We start from the raw sequence: 23,054 nt of genomic DNA on the forward strand, positions 1-23,054 counted from the left end.
ATATTATAGCTTAGCGGAAACATCCTTTAAACAGAGTACAATGGTGGTTTTAGGCATTGATATTGGTGGCACAGGCATGAAAGCAGCTCCCGTGGATACAAGAACAGGCTCCTTCATGGAAGATCGGTTCAGAATCCCTACACCCTCCCCAGCCACACCAGATGCAATGATTGCCACTGTTAAAGCCATTGTTGAACACTTTGACTGGAAAGGCATCATTGGCATTGGTTTCCCGGCTGCCATCAAGAAAGAAATTGTGATGACCGCCTCCAATATCGACGAAAAGTGGATTGGCCTCAATGCTGGTAAAGCCTTCGAAATGGCTACAGGCTGCCCTACACACCTTATCAACGATGTGGATGCCGCTGGATTAGCCGAAGTGAAGTTTGGCGCTGGCAAAAAGGAAAAAGGATCCGTAATCATGGTGGCTGCAGGAACGGGCATAGGCACCTCCATCTTCTACAAGAAAAGGCTTTTTCCCAATACTGAGCTGGGGTATATCATGGTGAACAACACCTTCGGTGAGCACTATGCATCTGCCAGTGTGAAGGAAAAACAAGAGCTTGACTGGGAAGTTTGGGGCAAAAGATTTAATGAATACCTCAAGAGGCTGGAATTTCTGCTGTGGCCCGATCTAATTGTCGTGGGTGGCGGCATCTCCAAAAAACACAAGGAATTTTTCAGGTACCTGGACTTGGACACCAAGGTGGTGCCTGCGAAACTCAGGAACAATGCGGGCATTATTGGAGCAGCACTCGCTGCAAAAAAGGAGTTGACGTAACACCTCTCAGAAAAAACTGACAAAAGTCTTTTTCGTCAGTTGATCGATCTCATTTTCTGGTTGAGAGCCTCATGGTAATTTTACCATGTAGACACGATAAACCAGATAAAAAATGAGCGAGATAACTGCACCAAAATCACCCTTTAGTGACGCCGCAAGATTTTTTCATCAAAGAAAAGGTCTCATTAGGTTTGAAGAAAAACCTGTCAGGTATTCAGTCAACCATCAGACAGAGAAAAAGAAGGGCGAAAAAAGGTACACAGTGACCGTTTCATAACCCTTGAGGGCATTTTTTAGAGGCCAAGGTTTAAGCACCTAAGCCAGGGGTTTGCATTAGAAAAGGACTTCATTTTTTAGTTCAAGAATACTTCCTTCTAAGCCGGGGGCATACCGACGGGCCCTCAAAAAACGATTGACATTGTATTCGTCATAATGCTCGTCATCTGGATCAACGCTGCTGACCCGTACCTGGCCTGACGCATGGATGAACTTTTTGTCACCGATCCACATGCCCACATGCACCACCCGTTCTTTCTTATCTGAAGTAGCTGGTGTGCCAAAAAACAACAGGTCACCTACTTCCAATTGATCAAATGGTTGCTCCGAGTCAACAGGCTGGCCAGCATGCACCTGCTGTGAGGCATCACGTGGAATCACCAGTCCATTCATGAAGTATACTGTCTTGGTAAAGCCGCTGCAATCCATTCCTTTGGAGGATGTGCCACCCCATAGATAGGGAGCGCCCATTAGTTGAAAAGCAATGTGTGTTAAATTATCGCCAGTGGGGTTCGCCTGTGCCAGCCAGCTGTCGACGGGCTTCGCTTCCTTTTTATTTACAAATGCTTCTCTTCCATCAGGGTATTTCACCTGATAGAAATCTTTCCCTTCGCTCACCAGCTCCAGCACGCAGCCCATGACCAGGTCGGACACCGGCTGAGCAGTGTCGCTGTCGGCTGTGTATGAAAACCCTGCAATCCGGGTGTAAATGATTTTTTCTCTGCCTTTCCAGGTTTCGAAACCAGCCTTATCAAGCACAACAAGACCACCATGGTCTACCCATGAAATGTACTTATCGGGCGTTTGCACCAGGTACCACTCGCCACTTTGCTTCAGCACGTTGAGCGGAGTGCCCAAAAGTGCCTGAGTGGCCAATTCACCGGAGTGGCGAGGATCCGAACGGATATTAGCGACAGAGTTGTTGACTAGCCCATAAATTTTTCCTTCCAATGCAGCCGACGGCAATACCTGAATGCTGTCAGTGACCGACAGCCCTTGGTCTTTTAGCGAGTCAAGCAGCGCTGCTTTTGCCTCGGGTATATTTGTTTCACCGGTTAATACGGTCTTTAATCCTTCATTTCGTGATGCCACCTGAAACAAAGCCACCCGTTTATCAGGAGCAAATTGCAGCCTCATTTCGGCAATTTTTTCGTCTGCAAAGGGTTCTTTCTGTTCTTCGCTGGTCGGCTTGCAACCTGCCACACATGCAGACAGCACAATTATCGTAAAGAATGGCTTGATATACATTTTCATAGTTTCTGATGACCGCTGTTTGGACAGAATAGGTCTTCTAGTTGAATTCAAAAACGATTTTACGCATTAATCATATCAGCCACAATTTTTATAAAATCATTTAGTAGTTTTAGCTGACTACGATTAATTCAATACATGGATCACTACGGCTTTCTTTCGCTCCTCCCTCCTGTTATCGCTATTTTTCTCGCTATCCGCACCAAGCAGGTGTTTGTTGCGCTTGTCATAGGCATCTGGCTGGGCTACGTCATTCTGGCGGGGTGGAATCCTTTCATAGGGTCGTTGAATACCGTGCAGGCGATGGTGGACGTATTCAAAGATGACGGAAACACCAGAACGGTGATTTTCACCTTGTTTATCGGCGCTCTGATTGCCTTCATTCAGCGATCCGGCGGCGTTGAAGGCTTCATCGTGTATGTGAACAAGAAAATGGAGAGCGCTCACAAGGACAACGCCGAGAAAAAAGGGCTGTATGTGAGACTACTGGCGGGTATAACCGGGATGCTCATTTTCGTGGAGTCCAATATTTCGGTACTTACTACAGGTACCTTATACAGACCCCTTTTTGATCAACTGAAGATTTCCAGAGAAAAACTGGCTTATATATGTGACTCTAGTTCTGCCCCTTCCTGTATCCTCATCCCTTTCAATGCCTGGGGAGCCTATATCATGGGTTTGCTCCTTATGCAGGGTTTTGATCGGCCTTTTTCCACATTGTTTGCCTCGCTCCCATTTAATTTCTATCCGTTGCTGGCCGTTGCTTTTCTCTTTTGGATTATCATCACCAATAAAGATTTTGGGCCGATGAAAAAGGCCGAAACCAGGGCTCGTGTGGAGGGCAAAGTTATTGCAGATGGTGCCACGCCGATGATATCAGAGGAGATTACCATCATAGCACCCATTGAGGGCAAGCCTCAGCGGGCCATCAATATGCTGGTGCCCATCGTGACCATGGTGGTGATGATGCCCATTTTTTTGGTTTATACCGGCTGGGGCAGCATCAACTGGTCGCAGCAGCCCGGTATGTTTGACGCCGTCTTCGAGGCCATAGGCGGTGGTTCAGGATCCGCTTCGGTTACTTATGCGGTTATCACTTCGCTGGCCGTAGCGGCTACCATGTATGGCTTGCAAGGCATCATGACTGGCAAAGAAATGATTAATCTGACGCTAAAAGGCATGAGCGGTATGATTTCCATGGCGTTGCTTATGGTGCTTGCCTTTGCCATTGGAAGCCTTTGCAAGACATTAGGTACGGGTTTTTACGTGGCCGAGGTAACAAAAAGCTGGTTGTCGCCAGCGCTGGTGCCTGCCATTGTTTTTGCAGTGAGTTGTTTCATTGCTTTTTCAACAGGTACCTCATGGGGCACCTTTGCGATTATGATTTCCATTGCCGTACCCATGGCGCAGTCGTTCGGCACCGACCCTCATGTGGCCATAGCTGCCGCATTGGGTGGCGGTGTATTCGGCGACCACTGCTCTCCTATCTCCGACACGACCATGATTTCGTCAATGGCATCTGCTTCTGACCACATCGACCATGTGCGAACCCAGATGCCCTATGCACTTGTGGCTGGTGGCATCACAGTAGTGCTGTACGTCATTGTGGGTTTTGTGACGCTTTAAGGCCTAACAGACTGGTCAACATTTTTCTCTCATTTTTCGTATGGGATCATTTGTAACGCTATCCGGCTATTCAAATGAGCTTTCATTTACTTGAGATTAAATTCAACTTCAATGGCACCGAAGAGGCCATTTACCCAACAGTTATTCAGTCGGGCAGTGAAACCTTGCTCATCGACTGCGGCTACGAAGGCTTTCTGCCGAAGCTGGAAGAGGCCTTGTCTGAGGTCAACCTTTCCTTCAATGAACTAACCGGCATTTTCGTCACCCATCATGATATTGATCACATGGGAGGCCTTTTCGAAATAAAGGCGAAGCACCCACACCTGAAGGTTTGGTCATCCGACCAGGAAGCGGGGTATATCGACGGTAGCAAAAAGTCGCTCAGACTGACCCAGGCTGAAGACACCTATGATCAGCTCCCGGAGTCTTACAAAGAAGGCGCACGCTATTTTATTGACCAATTAAAGCGAATGAAAGCTGTTCCGGTCGATGAAGTTTTTGGGCTGAGTAACGAAGCCGAGTTGCTGGAAGGAGTTGAGATTATTCATACGCCTGGCCACATGCCAGGCCATATTTCCCTCTATTTGAAGGATAGCCATACCCTGATAGCCGCAGATGCCGTGGTGGTGGAAAATGGGGAGCTGGAAATCGCCAACCCTCAATTCACTCTTGACATGCCAGCAGCTCTTGCGTCTGTTGGCAAACTTGAGAGCTTGGTGATAGACAAGCTGGTTTGCTACCACGGCGGCTTGCTTGACAAAGATGTTAATGCCAAGCTCTTAAAGCTCACAAAACGGTATGAGAAAAGCCAGGAGAAGGCAAATACATACTAACCGGCACTAATCAGGTTGTTACACTCATAGTCGACACTTTCCTGAGCAATACAACGAGTTCTTCTACCTTTATCGGCTTGCTGATATAGTCGTCCATACCTGCGGCAATGCAAATATCGCTGTCGCCCTGCATGGCATTTGCTGTCATGGCCACAATAATTGGCTGCTCTCCGGTCATCTGTCGTATTTGTTTTGTGGCCTCAAGGCCATCGAGTACGGGCATTTGTACATCCATGAACACGAGATCAAATGCACCCTCAAGCACAGCATCCACTGCCTCCTGGCCATTTTGAACAATTACAGGGCTGTACCCGAGCTTGCTCAGCACCCGCTCCGCCAGTTTTTGGTTGACCAGGTTATCCTCGGCGATTAGTACATTGAGAGCGTGCGATTTCGAAAACTCAACGTTTAACTGGTTGGATGGGGTTGGCTCTTCCTTAGTTTTCGTCGTCATGCCCTTTAACTGATCAATAATTGCTTTGTAAAGCACACTCTGACGAACCGGCTTGGTGAGCACGGCAGCAAACAGGTCTGTGTACGTCTTGTGATGATCGTTGCCCAAAGAACTCAAGAGGATAATGGGTGTATCCTTGTTTAGCTTTTTTAAGCCTGTTGCGAGGGTCACTCCGTCCATTTCCGGCATATGCATGTCGGTGATGATGAGGTCGAAAGCGCCTTCTCGTTTCACCAGCTCCAGGGCTTCGGTACCCGAAGTAGCAACTGAAGCAGCCAACTTCCACAGCTCAAGCTGGTTACTCAAAATTTTTAAATTCGTTGAATTATCATCAATTACAAGCACCTTCTTTCCCTCCAAACCTGCAACATTGAAATGCACATAGGTTCGCAGCGCCTGCTGGCTTACCCCAACGACTATGTTGAAGGAAAATACCGTGCCAATGCCAGGAGTGCTTTGCACTTCAATTTTTCCACCCATCAGCCCAACAAGTCTTTCGCAGATCACCAGCCCAAGACCAGTTCCCCCATACTCACGGGTAGTTGAGCTATCGACCTGTGAAAATGGCTTAAAAAGGCGTTCTATCTTGTCTTCTTGTATTCCAATGCCAGTGTCACTTACATCAATTTGAAGTCCCACTTTTCCATTGGAGCCTTGTCCCAGTTTTACATTGACGAAAATTTCTCCGTCCTTGGTGAATTTGATAGCATTGCTAACCAGGTTTACCAATACCTGTTTCAATCGGTGACTATCCCCCACTACTTGCGTAGGCACATTGTAGCCAATTTGGTAGATGAGGTCAAGCCCTGCCACAGTCGCTCTGTTAGCGAACATGTCCAGCACTTCTTCGATACAGTTTCTGAGGTCAAAGTCCTTTTCTTCGAGCTCGATATTGCCGGACTCTATTTTTGAGAAATCGAGAATGTCATTAATAACGCTCAAAAGGCCTTCACCGCAAATCTTGATTGTTTCTGAATATTCCTTTTGCTCATCGTCGAGGGAAGTTTCTGCTAAAAGAGAGGCCATCCCCAACACACCATTCAACGGTGTTCGTATTTCATGACTCATAGTAGCCAGGAAAACGCTTTTGGCTTTGTTGGCCTTTTCTGCCTCCAGCCTGGCCTCACGCTCCTGATTAGTAGAAGTTTCCAATTGCCTCGTGCGTTCTTCCACCTGCTTTTCAAGCCGCAGCTTTTGGCTCCTTACTCTGCCCATTTTAATTCTGTAGTAGCTGACCAGAAGAATAACAACGCCAATAACTGAAGATATTTTGAACCACCACGTCAGCCAAAAAGGTGGAAGAATTTCAATTTCAAGCTTAGCTACATTTTCTGACCAATTACCTTCGTTGTCCAATCCCTTGACCAAAAAGATGTAGTTGCCTGGATCCAGGTTGGTGTACGTGGCGGAATTTTTATTACCAACTTTATTCCACTCCTCATCAAACCCTTCCAGCATATACTGGTACTGCTTCCTTTCGGAGGTGGTGTAGTTAAGTGACGCAAATTCAATGGTTAACACGGCTTGCTCAAATGAAAGAATCACCTTGTCGGCCTCGGTAATATGACGTTTCAGCTGGTACTTGCTTTTGTCGGCAGCAGATATGGGCAGTTCTTCATTGAACACCTTGAAACTTGTCAAAACTATTGGAGGATCGAACGAAACGCTTTCTATGCTGTCCGGGTCAAAAACATTGAAACCATCATTTCCCCCGAAATAGAACATTCCGTTGCTGGACCTGAGGTAAGCGTGGTCCTTAAATTCCGCTTTCTGGAGTCCATCGGAGGCCGTGTAGTTTTTTATTTCCTTTTTGCCCGGGTTATATTTCGAAATACCGCCATTGGTGCCTATCCAAAGGTTGCCTAGCTCGTCTTCAATCACACCACCTACTGTGTTGTTCAGCAACCCATTTGCCGTCTGAATAACTTCGACAGACTGCCCGGTCTTGTCTACTATGTTTAGTCCATTGTCGGTACTCACAAGTATGTTGCCCCTGGAGTCTTTGGTAAGATTCGATATCATATTGCTTGATATCTTGCCATTGTCAAACAACGAGAACTCCATTGTCTGTCTGTTAAGAATGTTCACTCCTCCACCGTGGGTGCCAATCAATAGATTGCCCATCTCATCTTCCAGAAACGACGTTACATTGATATTCGAAAGGCTTTTTGAATTACCTTCTTCGACGACAAATCGCTCAAAACCGTTAGATTCCTTGTCGAATCGGTTCAGCCCTCCATGGTAGGTACCAACCCAAACAGTTCCTTCGTGGTCCTGGTACAAGCTCCATACATTATTGCTACTGAGGCTGTTCGGGTCAGCAGGGTCGTTCTTGTAATGCGTAAAAGTGTTTTTCTTTCTATTGAATACTGTAAGTCCATCGCCCCAGGTTCCAATCCAAAGGTTGTCCTCATCGTCCTTGATCACCGTGAGCACATAGTTTCCGCAGATAGTATTGGGATCTCCTTCGACGTGCTCGTAATGAACAAAGGACTTATCCGCTTCATTGAACAAATTCAGCCCACCACCATCGGTGCCAATCCAAACATTTCCTTCGTCTTCCTCAAGAAAACAGAGTACCATATTGTTGCTAAGGCTGTTGGTTGACTGATTGTGCTGATAGTGGCCAAATTTGTTAACATCCTTGTCGACAAAATTTACGCCACCATTGAACGTCCCAATCCACATGGTTCCTTTGGCGTCTGTGAGAAAGGACCAAATTGAATTGCTTTTCAGACCAAACTCGCCTTCGCTCTTAGCGTAGTCAACATAGGTGCCTGCTGTGGGGTCGTAAATCACAAGCGATCCGTTCTCGTGGCCGATCCAAATATTCCCTTCATCGTCTTCTCCAAGGGCATGAATCATTTCGTTACCCATTCTTTTTTGGGTTTGAACCTTGCTTACTTTCCCGCTTTCGTAGTCAAATAAATGCAAGCCGCCGCCACCCGTACCAATCCATAGTCTTCCCTTTTTATCCTGATAAATTGCCCTGACATAATTGCTGGCCAATGGGGAGGTTGAGTCAGCCGGATCGTTGGCAAAGTGAGTAAATGTTGAATTTTTTCTATCCAAAAGGTTAAGTCCGCCTTTGTTTGTCCCGACCCAAACGTTATCGTCTTTGTCGACATATACCGCCTCCACATTCTTGTCACTTAACGTCCGGCTGTCGGCGGGGTCGTGACTGTAGTGGGTGAACTTTTGCGTCCTTTTGTCAAAAAACTCGAGCCCAGAACTCTCTGTGCCTATCCAAAGGTTACCCTGGCGATCCTGGGCCAAACTGACGGCAATGTTACTGGCAATGCTTTCAGGATCGTTACTGTTGTGTTGAAACCTTTGAAAACTATCGGCAAACCTGTCGTACCTATTTAGCCCTCCACCTTCCGTGGTTATCCACAGATTATGATTTTCATCTTCTACAATACCAGTTATCAGATTGGCGCCCAGGGTGGTACTGTCTTTAGTGTCATGGCTGTAAACGGTAAAATTATAGCCATCATACTTGTTGAGCCCGTCACGGGTACCAAACCAAAGGAAACCACGGCTGTCCTGCAGAATGCAGATAACATTGGTATTGGAAAGACCGTCGTCAATGCTAAGCTGGCCAAATTTAAAGTTTTTGTTTTGGGCCACCAGAAGGTCAGATGAAAGCAGAAGCATGGCAAAAACAAGTGCCAAAGGTCGCAGTGAGAGTGCAAGTGAATATTTCATAAGAGAGTGTAGGGTGAGTGCAGGAGGTACAATGTGTTGCAAGGAGTCGGTGCTAAGTTATGTCTGCCTCCAGTTCGATATCTATTGCCAATTGAAGCAAGGCTGCGCTGAGTGTGGAAGTGTAACGAGCGATCAGCACTGGATGCTGAGCGTAAAATGCGTCTTTAACCTTCTCGATTAATCTATTTAATTCGTCATCATTAATCATATCGATACTTACAGTAACCTTATGACATATTGTTGTGAAGGTTGCCAGATCTCCAGTCTGAGCTGACTCTTGTAATGCTTTATGAAGCTCCTTTACATTGTCAATCAGGAGAAAGCACAGTTCTTTTTTAAATTCCTGATCATTGTCTGCATAAAGTTCAAAGTCGATATTCAGTGACTTTGGCTGTTCGATCGATGTTGATGTGTTCATATCATTAATTTAAGAGAGGCAAGTTATTTATGTTTGGCGCAAGGAGTGAAAACCATAGTCGACCAATTCATGCGATTATACCTAAATTATATGACCGTAAATTTACAAGCCGCCCGGGGGGCATTTTTTGGTTTACACGGGTGTTTCTTACATCCGTAGTTAAATCGCTCTAAACGAAGGAATTGGGGACGATCACCGAAAGGGGAAGGAATTAGCACTATTTTGGCGCTTCTCACAGCACTTGTTGAGTTCCCTCATCAGGCACAAACCTTTAAATGAAGACAGAAAGGTTACATGTTCGACCAGGCTTTATCTGATGTGCCAGTGACCTGAAAACGAAAAAAAGCCACCCCTTTCGAGGCAGCTCCACTCTATAAACTCACTGGGTAATTAATATTTAGCAGGCTTGTTGGGGCCTGGCAGCGATTTCTGAATAAAGTCTCTGATGTGGTCATTCGAAGTCACCAAATCTTCAGCCCTCAGGTACATCATGTGGCCGCTTCTGTAGCCCTCCCAGCGCAGTCTGTCCTTCAGCTTACCACTGGGATCCATTTGCCACATCGAATACTTGGCGTTGAAGTAGTCGGTGCCACCATCGTAATAGCCTGACTGGATCATTACATGCATATAAGGGTTCTGAGCCATGGCCTGGCGAAGATTCTCGCCGGTTTGATCGCCGCTTCTGTCCCATGGGTGCACTGGCCCGAAAAGGTTGTATTGTAAATCTGTTTTGAATTTAAGTACGTCTCTCAGGTAATAGTTAATCGCAGGAGCAAACTCGTGGTTCCACATGGTTAAAGCCGGGTCGTAGTCACGGCGGTCGCCGGCATCTTGCCTGTCAATTCCTTTGTAGCGGCTGTCGAGCCTGCCGACTGTCATTCCCTGATCCCTCAGAAGCTCTTTCCAGTAGACACTGGTAGGTATCGCCAAATTGTGCTGAAGTAGCACCGACTCCTTTATGCCAGAGTATCTGGACATTTTAGCGGCCACTTCTTTCCTTTTTGCTTCAGTGATAAACCCACCTCTCGTCATAGCTGGAATCACCTCGTCGATGGTGTATGCTTCAACTTCGGGTAAAATATCATCAAGGTCTTTGGCCTGTAAATCGGCGGGAAGCATTTTATGGTACCAGGCAGTAGCGGCATAGTAAGGCAGGTACAACGCATCATGCACGGGGCCATCACGGTCAATTCCAAGACCTGTAGGTGATACAAGAATCACCCCATTAAAGTACATCCAATGTGCGTTTTGCAGCTCCAATGCCAAACCTGAAACCCTGGTGGTGCCGTAGCTCTCTCCAATGATGTATTTGGGTGACGACCATCTGCTTACTCTCGACACAAACACATCCAGCCAGTCGGCCAGGTATTTGATGTCGGCATTCACACCAAAAAACACTGACTTCTCTGCTTTTGGATCCAGTATGCGGGAAAACCCAGTGTTTACAGGATCGATATAAACAATGTCGGCCACATCGAGAATCGAATTAGGGTTCTCCTTCACACCATATGGCTGTAGAGGATAACCTTCACTGTCGATATTCAATACCACCGGACCAGTGTAAGCGATGTGCATCCACACCGATGCTGAGCCAGGCCCGCCGTTGAACGAAATCACGAGCGGTCTGTTGGCCTTGTTCGTGATGTCAGTTCTTTCATAATAAGTGTAAAACATGGAGGCTATCACTTTGCCATCCTCACTCCATACTGGCTGAGTACCCGCTGTAGCTTTGTATGGAATTCTCTTGCCTTTTATTGTTACCTCATGGGTGGTAGTGACCGCCGACTCTGCTGGCAAGGTTCTTTCCGGCATCGCTGTCGCTTTCTCCTGGGCTCTGGCCACGGAAGCAGCACAGAAGACTAGCAGCAAACTTCTTAAAAGTATCTTTTTCATCATGATTGGTAAATGATAGTTGATTTAAGTCCCCGAAAAATAGACATATGTAAAGTTCGTTTGCTCAGAATCTTGATAGAAATCTCCTTGAGATGTTGAGTGGTAGCCACTGATGGAAGAATGTGCAACGGGCACTCAAAAAATGAAGCTGCCCCGAAAGCTCAAGTCAGTGTCTTGGCTTTTGGGGCAGCTTTTCCTTTTTTGTCAGTACTTTCTATCTTTTACTGTTGATGTCGACCATTCCACTGTAATCAGCCTTGATTTTACTCAACAAGTTCGACAGCTCATCGTAACGGTCATATGCGTCTTTTCCTGGCATCTGGTCAGCCCTGTTCAACATGAAAGAAAGGTACCGGATTTGATCAACTAACATCGGCTGCATGTATATTCCTTCCGGGGTAGTTACCTGATCCTGAAGCGACTGAAGCGCAGCCAATTTCTTCCTGGCATTTCCTGACTTGTTTCCGTCCAGGGCCTTTACCGCTTGCTTAATATCATCCTCCAAATGGCTAGCCTCTGACAATAAATCTCTTACCTGTAGTGCCAGCTTTTCCTGGGCCAGCAGCTCTTCCTGAGTAACGCCGGCGTCAGCAACTTTCGGATCGATCAGCACATCGAAGCTTTCGCTATAGGTATTACCAGCAATGGTAAACTTGGCTGTGAAAGTTCCAGGGGATATCATAGGGCCGTTGCTAAACGCTCTGCGTGTGTCAGCACTCCAGGCACCCACATGTGTCATATCCCATTGAAAGCGGTTGGTACCCACTTTGTTTGGCAGTCCTGGCTTGCCTCCTTTGGTAAAGAAGCCGGTGGCCATATCGGTGGTTCCTTTGTCAGTCTTGGGTCTGCTGGCGCTGGTGAACGAACTGACGGTGTTTCCGTCTTTATCGGTAATTTCCAAAATAATGTCCGACTCGGCTTTGTCTTTAAGGTAATAATCGATGGTGACGGCAGCGTCGGGATACTCTGGGTATTTCCCTTCTCCATTATATCTGTAGCGGAACCTATGAGCTACTTCGGGTTTGAACAAATGAGCTCCTTTTGATGAAACTGTCTTGATCGAATGCAGCGCACTAATATTGTCCATTATGTAGAATCCTCTTCCCATAGTGGAAAGTATCAGGTCATTGCGAAACACCTTGATATCGGTGATGGGTGTCACAGGAAGGTTTTGCTGAAATGACTCCCAGTTAGCTCCGTCATCGAAAGAAATGTACAGGCCAAATTCTGTGCCTGCATAAAGTACCCCCTCCTTTTCCGGGTCTTCCCGAATCGTTCTTGTTGGGTGATCGTCGGGAATGCCGTTGGTGATAGCTGTCCAGTTACTACCGTAGTCAGTAGTTTTAAAAAGGTAAGGCTTCCAGTCACCCAGCTGATAGCGAAGCACAGCCACATACGCCTTTCCTTCCTGGTGCGGAGACGGCTCTACGCAGTCAACCCTGCCGCCCTTTGGCATCTTTGGCGTCACATTGGCCCAGGTCTTGCCTCCGTCTTTGGTTACGTGCACAGGGCCATCGTTGGCACCCACCCAAATCAAACCTTCTTTCAGCCGTGATTCATTGATATCATAAATAGTGCTATAGTACTCTTCTCCAGTCACATCACGGGTAATGGGGCTTCCTGAAATCACCTGCTTGTCGGTTTCGAAAGCTGTGAGGTCGGGTGAAATAATTTCCCATGTTTTGCCATCATCTACAGTCTTGTGGAGATACTGCGAACCATGATAAACCACTCCCGGTGTGTGGAATGAAGCGTGAACCGGCGCTACCCGTTGAAACCTGAATTTAAGGTCTTTGGGGTTGTGTCCGTAAATATTTGACGCACCAACGTAGTACTGCTTTTCCTGGCCTGTCCGCTTGTCATACACTCCGAAGCGGCCTTTACAATTCGAATAGATAATGTTTGGATCACCAGGTTTTGGCACTGCCGGGCCTGTTTCGCAACCTCCCACTGCCATCCAGTACCCCACAGCCCCTGACGGATGGTCATAAGGTGGAGCGCTGGGCACTGCTATTGTTGAGTTGTCCTGCTGACCAGCATATAGCCAATAAGGATATTGGTCATCTACTTCCACCTGGTAGAGCTCTGCCGTTGGCTGATTGTTTTGTGTTGACCATGAGATACCTCCATTGAGGGTCACATTAGCGCCGCCGTCATTGGATTGTATCCAAATCATCGAATCATTTGGGTTGATCCAAAGGTCGTGGTTGTCTCCATGGGGAGGATTAAGTCTTGTCCAGGTTTTACCGCCATCTCTGGACCTGATGCCCGGGTTAGCCTGAGAGAAAACGTCAGATGCATTGAGCGGATTGACATCCACATTGATATAGTAAAATGGCCTGTTGACAAGGTCTTCGTTGTCGCTTACATGGACGAATGACTCTCCCTGGTCATCGGAGCGATAAAGCCCCTGCTCCTTTACTGGAGCTTCAACAATGGCATAGAGCCTGAGCGGGTCAGCCGCACTCACTCCGAGGTCTATTTTGCCTATAAGACCTTCAGGCAGACCTTTTGTCTTTTTTTCCCAGGTTTTGCCTCCGTCTTTCGACTTGTATATTCCGCCCTCCTGGTATCCCCCACTGATGATTGTCCAGGGTGTTCTTTTGAACCTATACATGGAGGCGTACACAATATTTGGGTTATTGGGTGCGAATTCAAGATCTACTGCACCTACCGAGTCGGAATCATAAAGCACCTTGTCCCAGGTAGTGCCGCCGTCTGTCGATTTATAAACGCCCCGCTCTTCATTGTTTTGAAATGCCTGCCCCATGGCTGCCACAAAAACTGTTTTTGGGTCGGTCGGATCAATCTCCACAGCGCCAATCTGCCCAACTTTCTCAAGTCCCAGGTGGCTCCAGGTTTTCCCTGCATCAGTTGATTTGTATACACCTTTTCCTGTGATCACATTGGAGCGGATGCCGTCAGTGCCTGTGCCTACGTAGATAATATTTGGATCGGTGGCCGCTACTCTGATGGCACCGATTGAGCCAGTGGCAAAATACCCGTCCGATATGTTTTTCCAATTGATGCCATAGTCGGTAGTTTTCCAAACGCCACCACCAGTTGCTCCCATATAAAATGTGCCTGGCTCGCTTGGAACACCCGTCACCGTAGTAACACGGCCACCCCGGGTTGGTCCAACATTCCGAAACTGAAAGGCCTGGTATATTTGTTTTTCGGACGGCTGAGCCTGCAAAGGAAAATTAGCCAAAAGAGCCAAAAAAACGGCACCGGCGGCATTTAGGAGGGCACTTTTTTTCATGAGTAAGGTCGCTTGTTCTAATGTCCCGAAGTTAGAAAAGTTGGTTCACAGGGTTAAGCCGTTTGTATAAAACTAGCTTACTGCGAAAACTATGACCAGATTCAGACTACTAGCTCTGCTCCTCTGCTGTCTTTTTTCTCGACGATTGCTTACCCATGCCTCTGGTAAGCTTTGACACGTGACCCTGTACCATTCGGTCGACCTTTTCTCCTTTTCCTGACAGCTTACTTCTCATAAAGCTCTCAAGCGGCATGAGACAAAAAGCCACCGCTACCTGTAGAAAGAAGGACAAAACCGGCGAAGAATCTGTCTCAAAATTTGCCTCGACTATTGTCTGGATAAACTCAATGATCATGATGATTGTGAGGAAGGTAAGCAAGCGATTAAGCACCAGCACAACCATTCGGTCGCTTTTCGTAAGTCTTGAGCTCAAAAACAGCAGCATAGCGAAAAACAGAAACTCCGCTGCATAAAACCACGGCCGCTGCCAATAAGGTGGCACAACGGTAAAGAAAATGGACTCAAGTGGCTTCACGACGCCAAAGCTATTGCGGGTTTCTATCTGCAATTCGTACTTATCTGACGGCAAATAGGAGAATTGTATTGTATTGTTATCCAGCGACCACTCGGACCATTGCTCATTCAAACCAAGCAATCGGTACCTGTACTCTATCTTAAGGATACCCGAATATTCCGTTTGATGGTAAAAAAAGCTCAGCGAGCTGTTCTCCTGCTCCACTCTCAATTTGGTATCAATTGGCAGTAGTTGATTATTGACCGACCTGATGTGCTTAAGAAATGGATTATAGTTGGCCTCAAATGCCTTGTTGTGGTCTATGCGATAGAAATTGTTATCAGCGGTAACCACCCACAAATCACCATCTTTTTCAAAGTCAATCGAAACAATATGGTCAAAAAGATTAAGAAAAGTAAAGGCGCCATTGGCCTCGGTTTTGGAGCCCATTTTATGCCAAAACCGTCCATCAGATACGAGCAAATGCCCGGCGGAACTTATGTAGCGGCTGGGTTCTGACATGCCCAGCCAGTCAAACTTCTCAAGTGTATCACCCGTCAGCTTGAAAAAGCCTTTTGCGTGCATAAATACCACGCCAAGGTTGGCATCGTCAATACCCATTACGGGGTCAAGGTAGTCGTTCTTGATGGGGACTTCCCCAGCCTCGACAAGGGTATTATTCTCAATCTTAGCCCAATAAAGCTTCTGCGAGGTACACAGCCAGATTTTGCCGGTTCTGTCTTTGAAAATGAATTGGATAAAGTCATCTACATTCTCAAGCAAGATGGTTTCTTTCCATTTTCCATCTTCGTTCACAACTGTTAGCAGCCCGCCCCGGTAGGTTGATATCAGAATAAGGTTCTGAGCATCGTCATAAAACACTCTCCTCACCGCCTCTGAATATATTTGAACTGCTGCGTCTTCCTTAACAATAAAAACGCCTGCCAGACCAGCAGCCATCATTTCATCATCATTAATGGGCACCAGCTGGTTGATTCGGCCTTCTACTCCCTTTATTTTCTTATAAACATAAGTGATGCTTTGCAACTCCTTCTTCACCCTTCTCACCATGACCGGCTCTGCGGTAGCAGTCTTCTTTTTCCCTCCAATTTGACTTCTTGCCTTGGCGATGGCGGAAGCGACAACGGCTTTCTTAGGTGCCTCCGGTTCTTCTTTCTCCTCTTCCTTGTCTTCTTCCCCCTTATTCTTTTTCAAAAAGGAAAACAAACCACCCTTCTTCTTTTTATCATCTTCCGGTTCTTCTTCGGCCACAGGCTCCTTTGTTGTTTCATCCACTTTCTCATCTTTCTTATTGAAACGAAAAAACGAAAAAAGGCCGTCGCTATCCTTTTTGTCTTCCTCTCTGTCGTCGGCAACGGTTAGCTGCGTGTCGGGATTCTTTTTTATATAGTAGACGATCTCGTCAAAGTTCTTGACCTGATCCAGATAAAAAAGTCCCAGGTTGGTACCGGCAAATACTCTTTCGTCGAAATGCCGGGAAGTGTACAGCGTGCCATCAAGGCCCGGGTAGTAGTTGTAAGACTTGAACGGGATATTTGGTGACACTCTGGTGTATCCATAAGGATGCGCTACCCACAGTCCGGTGTCTTTGTCTCTGAATAATGTCTGGGTTTCGTTATCGGGCAGGCCGGTGTGGAAATTGACGATCTGATCCAGCTTTCTTCCCTTGACATCTACGAACACAACCCCACCTCGTAACGTACCCACTGCCACAAGGTCATCACTCATCCATGTCACGGAAAGAATCCTTGCTTCCTCCAGATACCCCTCATCGTCGAGTTTTAGCGGCACTAGTTGACCGCCTACGATCTGGTAGAGTTCATTTTTTCTATTGGCCCCAATCCATTGGTTACTGGCCGACTCGCTCCACCCCAGCCACGGGCCATTCTCTACAAATCTCGAAGGCAGCACTCCCTGTCCTTTGATCAGAAAGGTAGTGTCTGCATTGAACGCAACCAGCTTTGAGTCAAAAACACCAATTTGTGTGACAGGTAGTGCCGTAGCTATTTTTTCCAATTTTTTTGACGACGGATCATAAGCGAAAGCACTTTTTCCGTCGGTCATCACAAGCTCCTCACCATAACTAATGAGCTGCGTCATGGAGAGAGTCTGGCTTGAAGAATCGTTCAGGCTTTTGAACGTAAGGTTTCCAAAACCGTCAGTTGTGAGCATGCCAAAGCCATACGTACCTGCCAGGTAAATTATGGAGTCGTTAAGAGAAATAGAGAAGGTTGGCCCAGGGGTTTCTATCAAGTCCCAGCTAGTGCCATCAAACTGCAAAAGCCCCTGTCTGTTGGCAAAGTAAAGCCTCCCAAAATCATCTTGCTGGATGCTATAGTTGATTTGATCCCTTTTGTTTTCAATGGGAGTAAAATGAGTTTGGTAGTAGTAGCCAGATTGGGCTACCACCGTAGGTGTAATTGACAGAAATAGAAGCAGGCCAACAAGTAAACGTCTCATATGGGATCAAGGTCGAACCCTAAAATTACGGAATTTCGGAATGCCAAGTAACTGCGAACGATTAAGAAGTTGTGAATACTTTTTGAAAGGCAGTATTGGAACTTCGGGCTTACTTGAATACCAACTGAAGCCAGCCGTAAAACTCCATTAGCCAGGCCACCCCAACATGAAGCACGACACCTCCCCATATGTTCCGACTGTTAAGGGAAATAATACCCAAAACATAGCCCCCAATAGCTGAGCTGATAGCTTCAGTCATGGGCTTGCCAAAGTGCAGAAAAACGTAAGACGGCACCATAACAAGCACGGCATAGGCTCCAAAATACCGATAGAAAGCCAGCACGAGCACACCTCTGTAGAATAGCTCAACCGACACGAAATCACTCCCGTACGCTATTTCGTAGATCAGCAAAGGCCACCATTGACTTATGCCTAACTCGGTAGCTAGTTCCGGTCCTTTGGTACGCATGTAGCGAGGATAGTAGGCCTGTAAGTCCTGAAAAAAAGAAGCAAGGCCGATCACTACCACCATACCCAGAAACAACAGTGCGTAAGGCTTCCAGTCCCAGTGAGTAGAGCGTAATCCGTAAAATGATTTGTACTTGTCCCTCTCGAACAACAGATATAAGATCACTACGGGCAGCAAAACATTAACGAGGCTGTCTGCCTTTCTAAATGTGTAGCTGGCGAAATAGTATTCGTTGCCATTCAGCCCGGCGACCAATCCATCAAATGGTTTCCAGTATTGCGACAAGCCCGACACTGCAAACACCAGAACGGCCCGTAACCAAAAGCCAGTGTCTCTTGCCCAGGCCTTTTCTCCCTTGAAATGATAAACAAGCAGAGCTGCAACGATGAAAGGAAACATATTGAATGCGGCAACTAACACCCAGCGCAACGCCGGACTATGACCTTTAATGACGTACTCATCGTAAAAGTCGAGGGAAAAGTTGAAACCAACACTGATACCAATGAACAGTAATAGGCTCAGGTAGAGGCCTGGATGAAAATTGGCCTTTTGAAAATCTATCAACTGACGAACAAGTGCTTTCATATTAGAATCTATAGCTGATTTTTGCTCGCATATACCGGTGGTTTTCAGCGCCCTTCACTTCTCTGGAAGTAGTTTTAAATGATAACTCGAAGTCAGCCTTTTTGTAAGCCAGCACAGCACCGTAGGTTTGACGCAAAACCGCTTTTTCCGAACGTTCATGGTACATGCTCTCAGGCCCAATAAAGTTACCATCGATGGTGGCATTATAAAGCACATAACTCGTTTGCCAGCTTGCCACCAGGTACCACTCAATGAGCTTACCACTCCCCTTTGCTGCATTCAAAAGACTGTTGGTCAAATGACTTTTATTCAGGCTTCCCGGCAACCCATATCTCAATGTCACTTCTTGCGATACTTGATCGAGCACCGTGCCTACAGACATGGATGTGGAGCTCACCACGTCCAGTTTTTCACTAATCGCCCATTGCTTTAAATATGAAGGTGTCAAAGTCAACACCGGCGTATTGTTGATCTGGTAATCCCAACCCCTGGGAAGCCGTATGCCCAGGCTGCCGTGCCACCAACGCATCAACTCCGCCGTTTTGATTGCCGGGCCGAGCCAACCCACATCAGCTTTCATGGTAAAAGCACTTGATGGTCTAAGATAATTCAGCTGAACTCCCAGGGTGGCCATCCCGGCATAAGGTCGATCAAGCTGCTCTAACTTATCCCAAAGGATGTTTTTAGGTGTATAGATGTAATGAGAGAAAACAACCTCAGAAGAGTATATGCTTCCTTCTTTCGGGCGACTGAAAGGTAGTCGGCTTTTCAAACTGCTGTATGACGCAAATATGCCGCTTGAGTAGTATCTGTCATAACTAGTGAAGAAGTATGCGTCGTTGTCAACGGCGAGTTGAACCTGCCTCAAAAAGGTGCTATCCGGATCACTCCCGGCAATGACAGTGGCCACCCATGGCCACCCCTGAAACCCAAACACTAAACATAAAAGGAAATTGATCTTTCGGGCCATCAAAAAGCGACTTTCAGGGCGTTCTTTTTTTGAAGGGCTGAAGTTAAACTATTTTTCAGATACGGTCATCCCATGCTTTGGGCAACTTCCGAAGCCGTGAGTACAAAAAATGGGTAGAAAAGCAAAGCCCCGATAATTATCGGGGCATGCTTAGTATATGAGTATTAGCACAGTAATGCCTAAATATCGAATAAAATTTGAATAAATCTTAATATTACCGTATTAAGGATTATGTCTCATCACATATATTTAACGAAAATAGTTCGGTGATCTATCAACAGCCTACCTGTTAAAATACCCCTATTTCTTCAAAAACCTTCCTCAAACTTAGTCTGACTACTTTACCAAACTTTGAGGCAGACTTACTCATATACTAAATTTTCCTATCAAGCTTCACCTCCTGAAGATCGGACTTGCTCACCTTTTTATTGAAGGAGACAATGTCCTTTTCGAGGATGTTCCGATAAGATGTCATGTGCCCATCCAGCTCCCCTTTCAAGAGGTCAAATACCTCGTAAGAGCCCTTGGTTGGTTTTCCGTCGCCACTTTCTACACTCTTTCGCAGGTAGGCCAGCCTGTTGTTCAACCTTATCGGGAAATTCAACGGGTCTTGCGAACTCTGATTTTTCACCTGATAAAGCGCTTCCTCAACGGTAGAAAGCTTAGACAAAAGCACCTCGGCGTCCTTTTTCAAAGCCTTGTTTTGCATCACTAGTGTATCTATTTGCGACTTCAGTGTCCGTATGTCTTTTACAGTCTGATTCGCCATGGAAGTCGCATTTTTGATCCTCATCGCCAGTTCAAATTGTTCTCTGACGTCTGCCTCGGTCACGCCTGTAATCCTTGGGTCAAGCGCCACTTCAATATTCTTGGTTTGCACTTCACCATTTACAGCTACACTCACTGTATACTTTCCCGGAGGCGCATAAGGCCCAAGCTGTGGCCTGGCAGACCATATAATCATGCCCTCAAAGTCGACAGCACCAGGATATCTTAAGTTCCACTCGTACTTATTGAGTCCCTGAGCGGTAGTTGGTGCCGTAGGCAGGCTTCCATACCACCTGGCCGACTCATCTTCGTCCTTCTTTGGCTCTGGTAACGTCCCCTTTTCCTCCAAAATCACGGTACCACTGGCGTCCTTAATGGTAACTACTACCTCATCGGCCTGTTTTGGCAGGAAGTAGCTGATTGTAGCACTTTCCACTCGTCTAACAGCCCTGTCAGGCTCAAAAAGTGTATAGTTGGGATTACCAGCGAGCTTAGCATACTCTCTCAGGGGCCCAATATCATCGAGTATGTAGACCGAGCGACCATGCGTACCCGCCACCAAATCTCTGTCGGTCACCATCAAATCTGCAATTTGCGTGTCTGGCATATTCAGCTGTAGGGCATTCCAATTGGCACCATCGTCAAACGACACCCAAACGGTGTGCTCTCCACCTGCATACAGCAAGCCTGGAACTTTGATATCCTCTCTGATAGTATGCAGGTAATCATCTGATCTGATGCCACTGATTATTTTTGTCCATGTTTTGCCATAGTCGTGCGTTTTCCACAAATAAGGAGCCCTGTCGTCCATTTGATAGCGCTTTCCAGCCACGTAAGCAGTGCCTGGGTGATGACGTGAAGCATCGATGATACTTACCCTTGTGTCCTTTGGCATATCGGGCGGCGTGATATTGCTCCATGTCTTCCCAAAGTCTCTTGTAATATGCACCAGGCCATCATCTGAGCCAGCCCAAATCGTGTTGACATCGTGGTAGCTGGGCGCCAATGCAAACACAGTCGCATAAATCTCAGGCCCGTTCATATCCATGGTGAGTGCTCCACCTGACATGCCTAGCGTGGCCGGGTCGGCGTAGGTCAAATCAGGGCTTATCTTTTGCCATGACTGGCCTTCATCGGCAGACACCCACACATGCTGTGAGCAAGTAAAAAGAAGGTTATTGTCTACAGGTGAAAACACGATAGGAAATGTCCATTGCCAGCGTTCAGGCAATGATGACGAAGGTTCACCTGAAAAGAAGCGTGGATAAACCTGCACGTCTCTTTCATGACCTGTTGCCCTGTTATAGCGTGTCAATAGTGCTCCCTGGCTTCCTGCGTAGAAAATATCTGGGTTCTTAGGATCCTGAGCGATGTAGCCGCTTTCTCCACCACCTGGTGAATAGTAGTACTCGGTTTTCGGTCCTCTGGCGGTCATAAAATCCCAACCGTCGCTTGGAATACACATCGTGGAATTGTCCTGCTGAGCTCCACAAATGTGATATGGAAAGTCGTTAGTCACCATGATGTGATAAAACTGAGCCGTCGGGAAGTCCAGATCGGTCCAGGTTTTGCCACCGTTGACTGATACTGTGCCACCACCATCATTGGAGGCAATCATTCGCATGGGGTCGTTGGGATCAATCCAGAGATCGTGGTTGTCACCATGTGGCGGTCTGATTGTGACGTCAAACTTTTCACCGCCATCTGTCGACTTATAAAAGCCCACGTTTAACCCATATACCGTGTTCTCGTCTTTTGGATCGGCGTAAATACGGCTGTAGTAAAACGCTCTTTGCCTGAGCTTGCGTTCGTCATTTACCTGCTTCCAGGTTTTCCCGGCATCGTCGGAGCGAAACACACCGCCGTCGTTGGCTTCAACAACAGCCCATAGCCTGTTTGGATTAGCAGGCGAAACTGTCACGCCAATTTTACCGACAGGCCCTTTTGGCAACCCAGGGTTCCTGGTGAGTTCAATCCATGTATCGCCACCGTCAATTGACTTATAAAGGCCGCAGTCGGGGCCACCACCCCACATTTTGTAGGGCGTGCGGTATACTTGCCAGATAGTGGCATAAACTACCTTTGGGTTTGTTCTGTCAATGATGATATCAACACCGCCTGCTTTATCACTTTTGTAAAGCACTTTTTTCCAGTTCTTACCTCCGTCGGTTGTTCTGAAAATGCCTCTTTCTTCATTATTCCCATAAGGATGCCCCAGTGCAGCCACAAACACGATATCAGGATTCGTTGGGTCAACTCGCACCCTGGCAATCGCCTGAGTCTCTTTCAAACCAATGTTTTCCCAGGTTTTGCCAGCATCTACCGACTTGTAAACACCATCTCCCTGCATGATATTACCTCTGAACTGGGTTTCGCCGGTTCCTATATACACAATGTCGGGATTGGTTTCCGACACGGCCACGGCACCCACTGATGAGCTGGTCAGCTGGCCGTCGGTTACTGGTTTCCAGGTAGTGCCGCCATCAACAGTTTTCCAGAGGCCACCACCTACTGCCCCAAAGTAGTATTCGTTGGGCCGGGATGGACTTCCTGACGCACCCAGCGACCTTCCTCCCCTGTTAGGCCCCACATTTCTCCATTCAAAGGCTTTGGTTAACAAAGTATCAAGGGTAGTAATAGGCTTCGTGGGATAGCCTTCCGGTAGTTGCCTCGCTTTCATTGTAAACGAGAGCAAAATGCCCGTAACAAGTAAATAGTATCTGTTTAACTTCATATAATAATTGATAAATTGAACGATAGGGTAA

12 protein-coding genes are annotated in these 23,054 nt (G+C 46.9%); 3 read left to right on the forward strand and 9 right to left on the reverse strand.

The window, feature by feature from the left end:
• The first annotated feature begins 40 nt into the window (after positions 1-40).
• Entirely contained in the window at positions 41-781 is a 741-nt protein-coding gene (ppgK, locus tag RIF36_RS01145) for a polyphosphate--glucose phosphotransferase (RefSeq protein ID WP_151996697.1), read from the forward strand.
• 333 nt (positions 782-1,114) lie between these two features.
• On the opposite strand, the gene RIF36_RS01150 is transcribed toward ppgK, so the two are convergent.
• On the reverse strand, positions 1,115-2,311 hold the full coding sequence (locus RIF36_RS01150) for a C40 family peptidase (protein WP_350118761.1): 1,197 nt from the start codon (positions 2,309-2,311) through the stop codon (positions 1,115-1,117).
• A 135-nt stretch (positions 2,312-2,446) separates the two neighbouring features.
• On the opposite strand from RIF36_RS01150, the gene RIF36_RS01155 reads away from it, so the two are divergent.
• On the forward strand, positions 2,447-3,934 hold the full coding sequence (locus tag RIF36_RS01155; RefSeq protein ID WP_350118764.1) for a Na+/H+ antiporter NhaC family protein: 1,488 nt from the start codon (positions 2,447-2,449) through the stop codon (positions 3,932-3,934).
• 74 nt (positions 3,935-4,008) lie between these two features.
• Positions 4,009-4,767 carry an MBL fold metallo-hydrolase gene (locus tag RIF36_RS01160; RefSeq protein WP_350118767.1) on the forward strand — a complete coding sequence of 253 codons (759 nt, stop codon included), beginning with the start codon at positions 4,009-4,011 and terminating at the stop codon, positions 4,765-4,767.
• A 10-nt stretch (positions 4,768-4,777) separates the two neighbouring features.
• Here the strand turns inward: RIF36_RS01160 and RIF36_RS01165 are convergent, their stop codons facing one another.
• The 8 genes from RIF36_RS01165 to RIF36_RS01200 all read right to left on the reverse strand — a co-directional run bounded on the left by RIF36_RS01165 (position 4,778) and on the right by RIF36_RS01200 (position 23,023).
• Positions 4,778-8,929, reverse strand: coding sequence for a hybrid sensor histidine kinase/response regulator (locus RIF36_RS01165; protein WP_350118770.1), 4,152 nt, complete (start codon positions 8,927-8,929; stop codon positions 4,778-4,780).
• 52 nt (positions 8,930-8,981) lie between these two features.
• Positions 8,982-9,347 (reverse strand): hypothetical protein, encoded by a 366-nt coding sequence (locus RIF36_RS01170; protein ID WP_350092866.1) that lies wholly within the window; start codon positions 9,345-9,347, stop codon positions 8,982-8,984.
• A gap of 390 nt (positions 9,348-9,737) precedes the next feature.
• Positions 9,738-11,240, reverse strand: a complete 1,503-nt coding sequence (locus RIF36_RS01175) for a S10 family peptidase (protein WP_350118801.1) — start codon at positions 11,238-11,240, stop codon at positions 9,738-9,740.
• 214 nt (positions 11,241-11,454) lie between these two features.
• On the reverse strand, positions 11,455-14,502 hold the full coding sequence (locus RIF36_RS01180) for a WD40/YVTN/BNR-like repeat-containing protein (protein ID WP_350118772.1): 3,048 nt from the start codon (positions 14,500-14,502) through the stop codon (positions 11,455-11,457).
• Between the two features lie 109 nt (positions 14,503-14,611).
• The gene (locus RIF36_RS01185; protein WP_350118775.1) at positions 14,612-17,497 is read right to left on the reverse strand and encodes a ligand-binding sensor domain-containing protein; all 2,886 of its coding nucleotides are present in this window, start codon (positions 17,495-17,497) and stop codon (positions 14,612-14,614) included.
• Positions 17,498-17,606: 109 nt separating this feature from the next.
• Positions 17,607-18,551, reverse strand: a complete 945-nt coding sequence (locus tag RIF36_RS01190; protein ID WP_350118778.1) for a CPBP family glutamic-type intramembrane protease — start codon at positions 18,549-18,551, stop codon at positions 17,607-17,609.
• A gap of 1 nt (position 18,552) precedes the next feature.
• A complete protein-coding gene (locus RIF36_RS01195; protein ID WP_350118780.1) occupies positions 18,553-19,521 on the reverse strand; it encodes a lipid A-modifier LpxR family protein in 969 nt (322 codons plus the stop codon).
• A 373-nt stretch (positions 19,522-19,894) separates the two neighbouring features.
• Positions 19,895-23,023 carry a VPS10 domain-containing protein gene (locus RIF36_RS01200; protein ID WP_350118783.1) on the reverse strand — a complete coding sequence of 1,043 codons (3,129 nt, stop codon included), beginning with the start codon at positions 23,021-23,023 and terminating at the stop codon, positions 19,895-19,897.
• Between the last annotated feature and the right edge of the window lie 31 nt (positions 23,024-23,054).

The organism is Imperialibacter sp., assembly GCF_040222815.1.
Taxonomy (GTDB): domain Bacteria; phylum Bacteroidota; class Bacteroidia; order Cytophagales; family Cyclobacteriaceae; genus Imperialibacter.

Coding starts and splice junctions, on each gene's coding strand:
- RIF36_RS01180 (WP_350118772.1), bottom strand. CDS start 14,502: ATGAAAAAAAGTGCCCTCCTAAATGCCGCCGGTGCCGTTTTTTTGGCT.
- RIF36_RS01195 (WP_350118780.1), bottom strand. CDS start 19,521: ATGGCCCGAAAGATCAATTTCCTTTTATGTTTAGTGTTTGGGTTTCAG.
- RIF36_RS01150 (WP_350118761.1), bottom strand. CDS start 2,311: ATGAAAATGTATATCAAGCCATTCTTTACGATAATTGTGCTGTCTGCA.
- RIF36_RS01165 (WP_350118770.1), bottom strand. CDS start 8,929: ATGAAATATTCACTTGCACTCTCACTGCGACCTTTGGCACTTGTTTTT.
- RIF36_RS01160 (WP_350118767.1), top strand. CDS start 4,009: ATGAGCTTTCATTTACTTGAGATTAAATTCAACTTCAATGGCACCGAA.
- RIF36_RS01185 (WP_350118775.1), bottom strand. CDS start 17,497: ATGAGACGTTTACTTGTTGGCCTGCTTCTATTTCTGTCAATTACACCT.
- RIF36_RS01200 (WP_350118783.1), bottom strand. CDS start 23,023: ATGAAGTTAAACAGATACTATTTACTTGTTACGGGCATTTTGCTCTCG.
- RIF36_RS01155 (WP_350118764.1), top strand. CDS start 2,447: ATGGATCACTACGGCTTTCTTTCGCTCCTCCCTCCTGTTATCGCTATT.
- RIF36_RS01170 (WP_350092866.1), bottom strand. CDS start 9,347: ATGAACACATCAACATCGATCGAACAGCCAAAGTCACTGAATATCGAC.
- RIF36_RS01190 (WP_350118778.1), bottom strand. CDS start 18,551: ATGAAAGCACTTGTTCGTCAGTTGATAGATTTTCAAAAGGCCAATTTT.
- ppgK (WP_151996697.1), top strand. CDS start 41: ATGGTGGTTTTAGGCATTGATATTGGTGGCACAGGCATGAAAGCAGCT.
- RIF36_RS01175 (WP_350118801.1), bottom strand. CDS start 11,240: ATGAAAAAGATACTTTTAAGAAGTTTGCTGCTAGTCTTCTGTGCTGCT.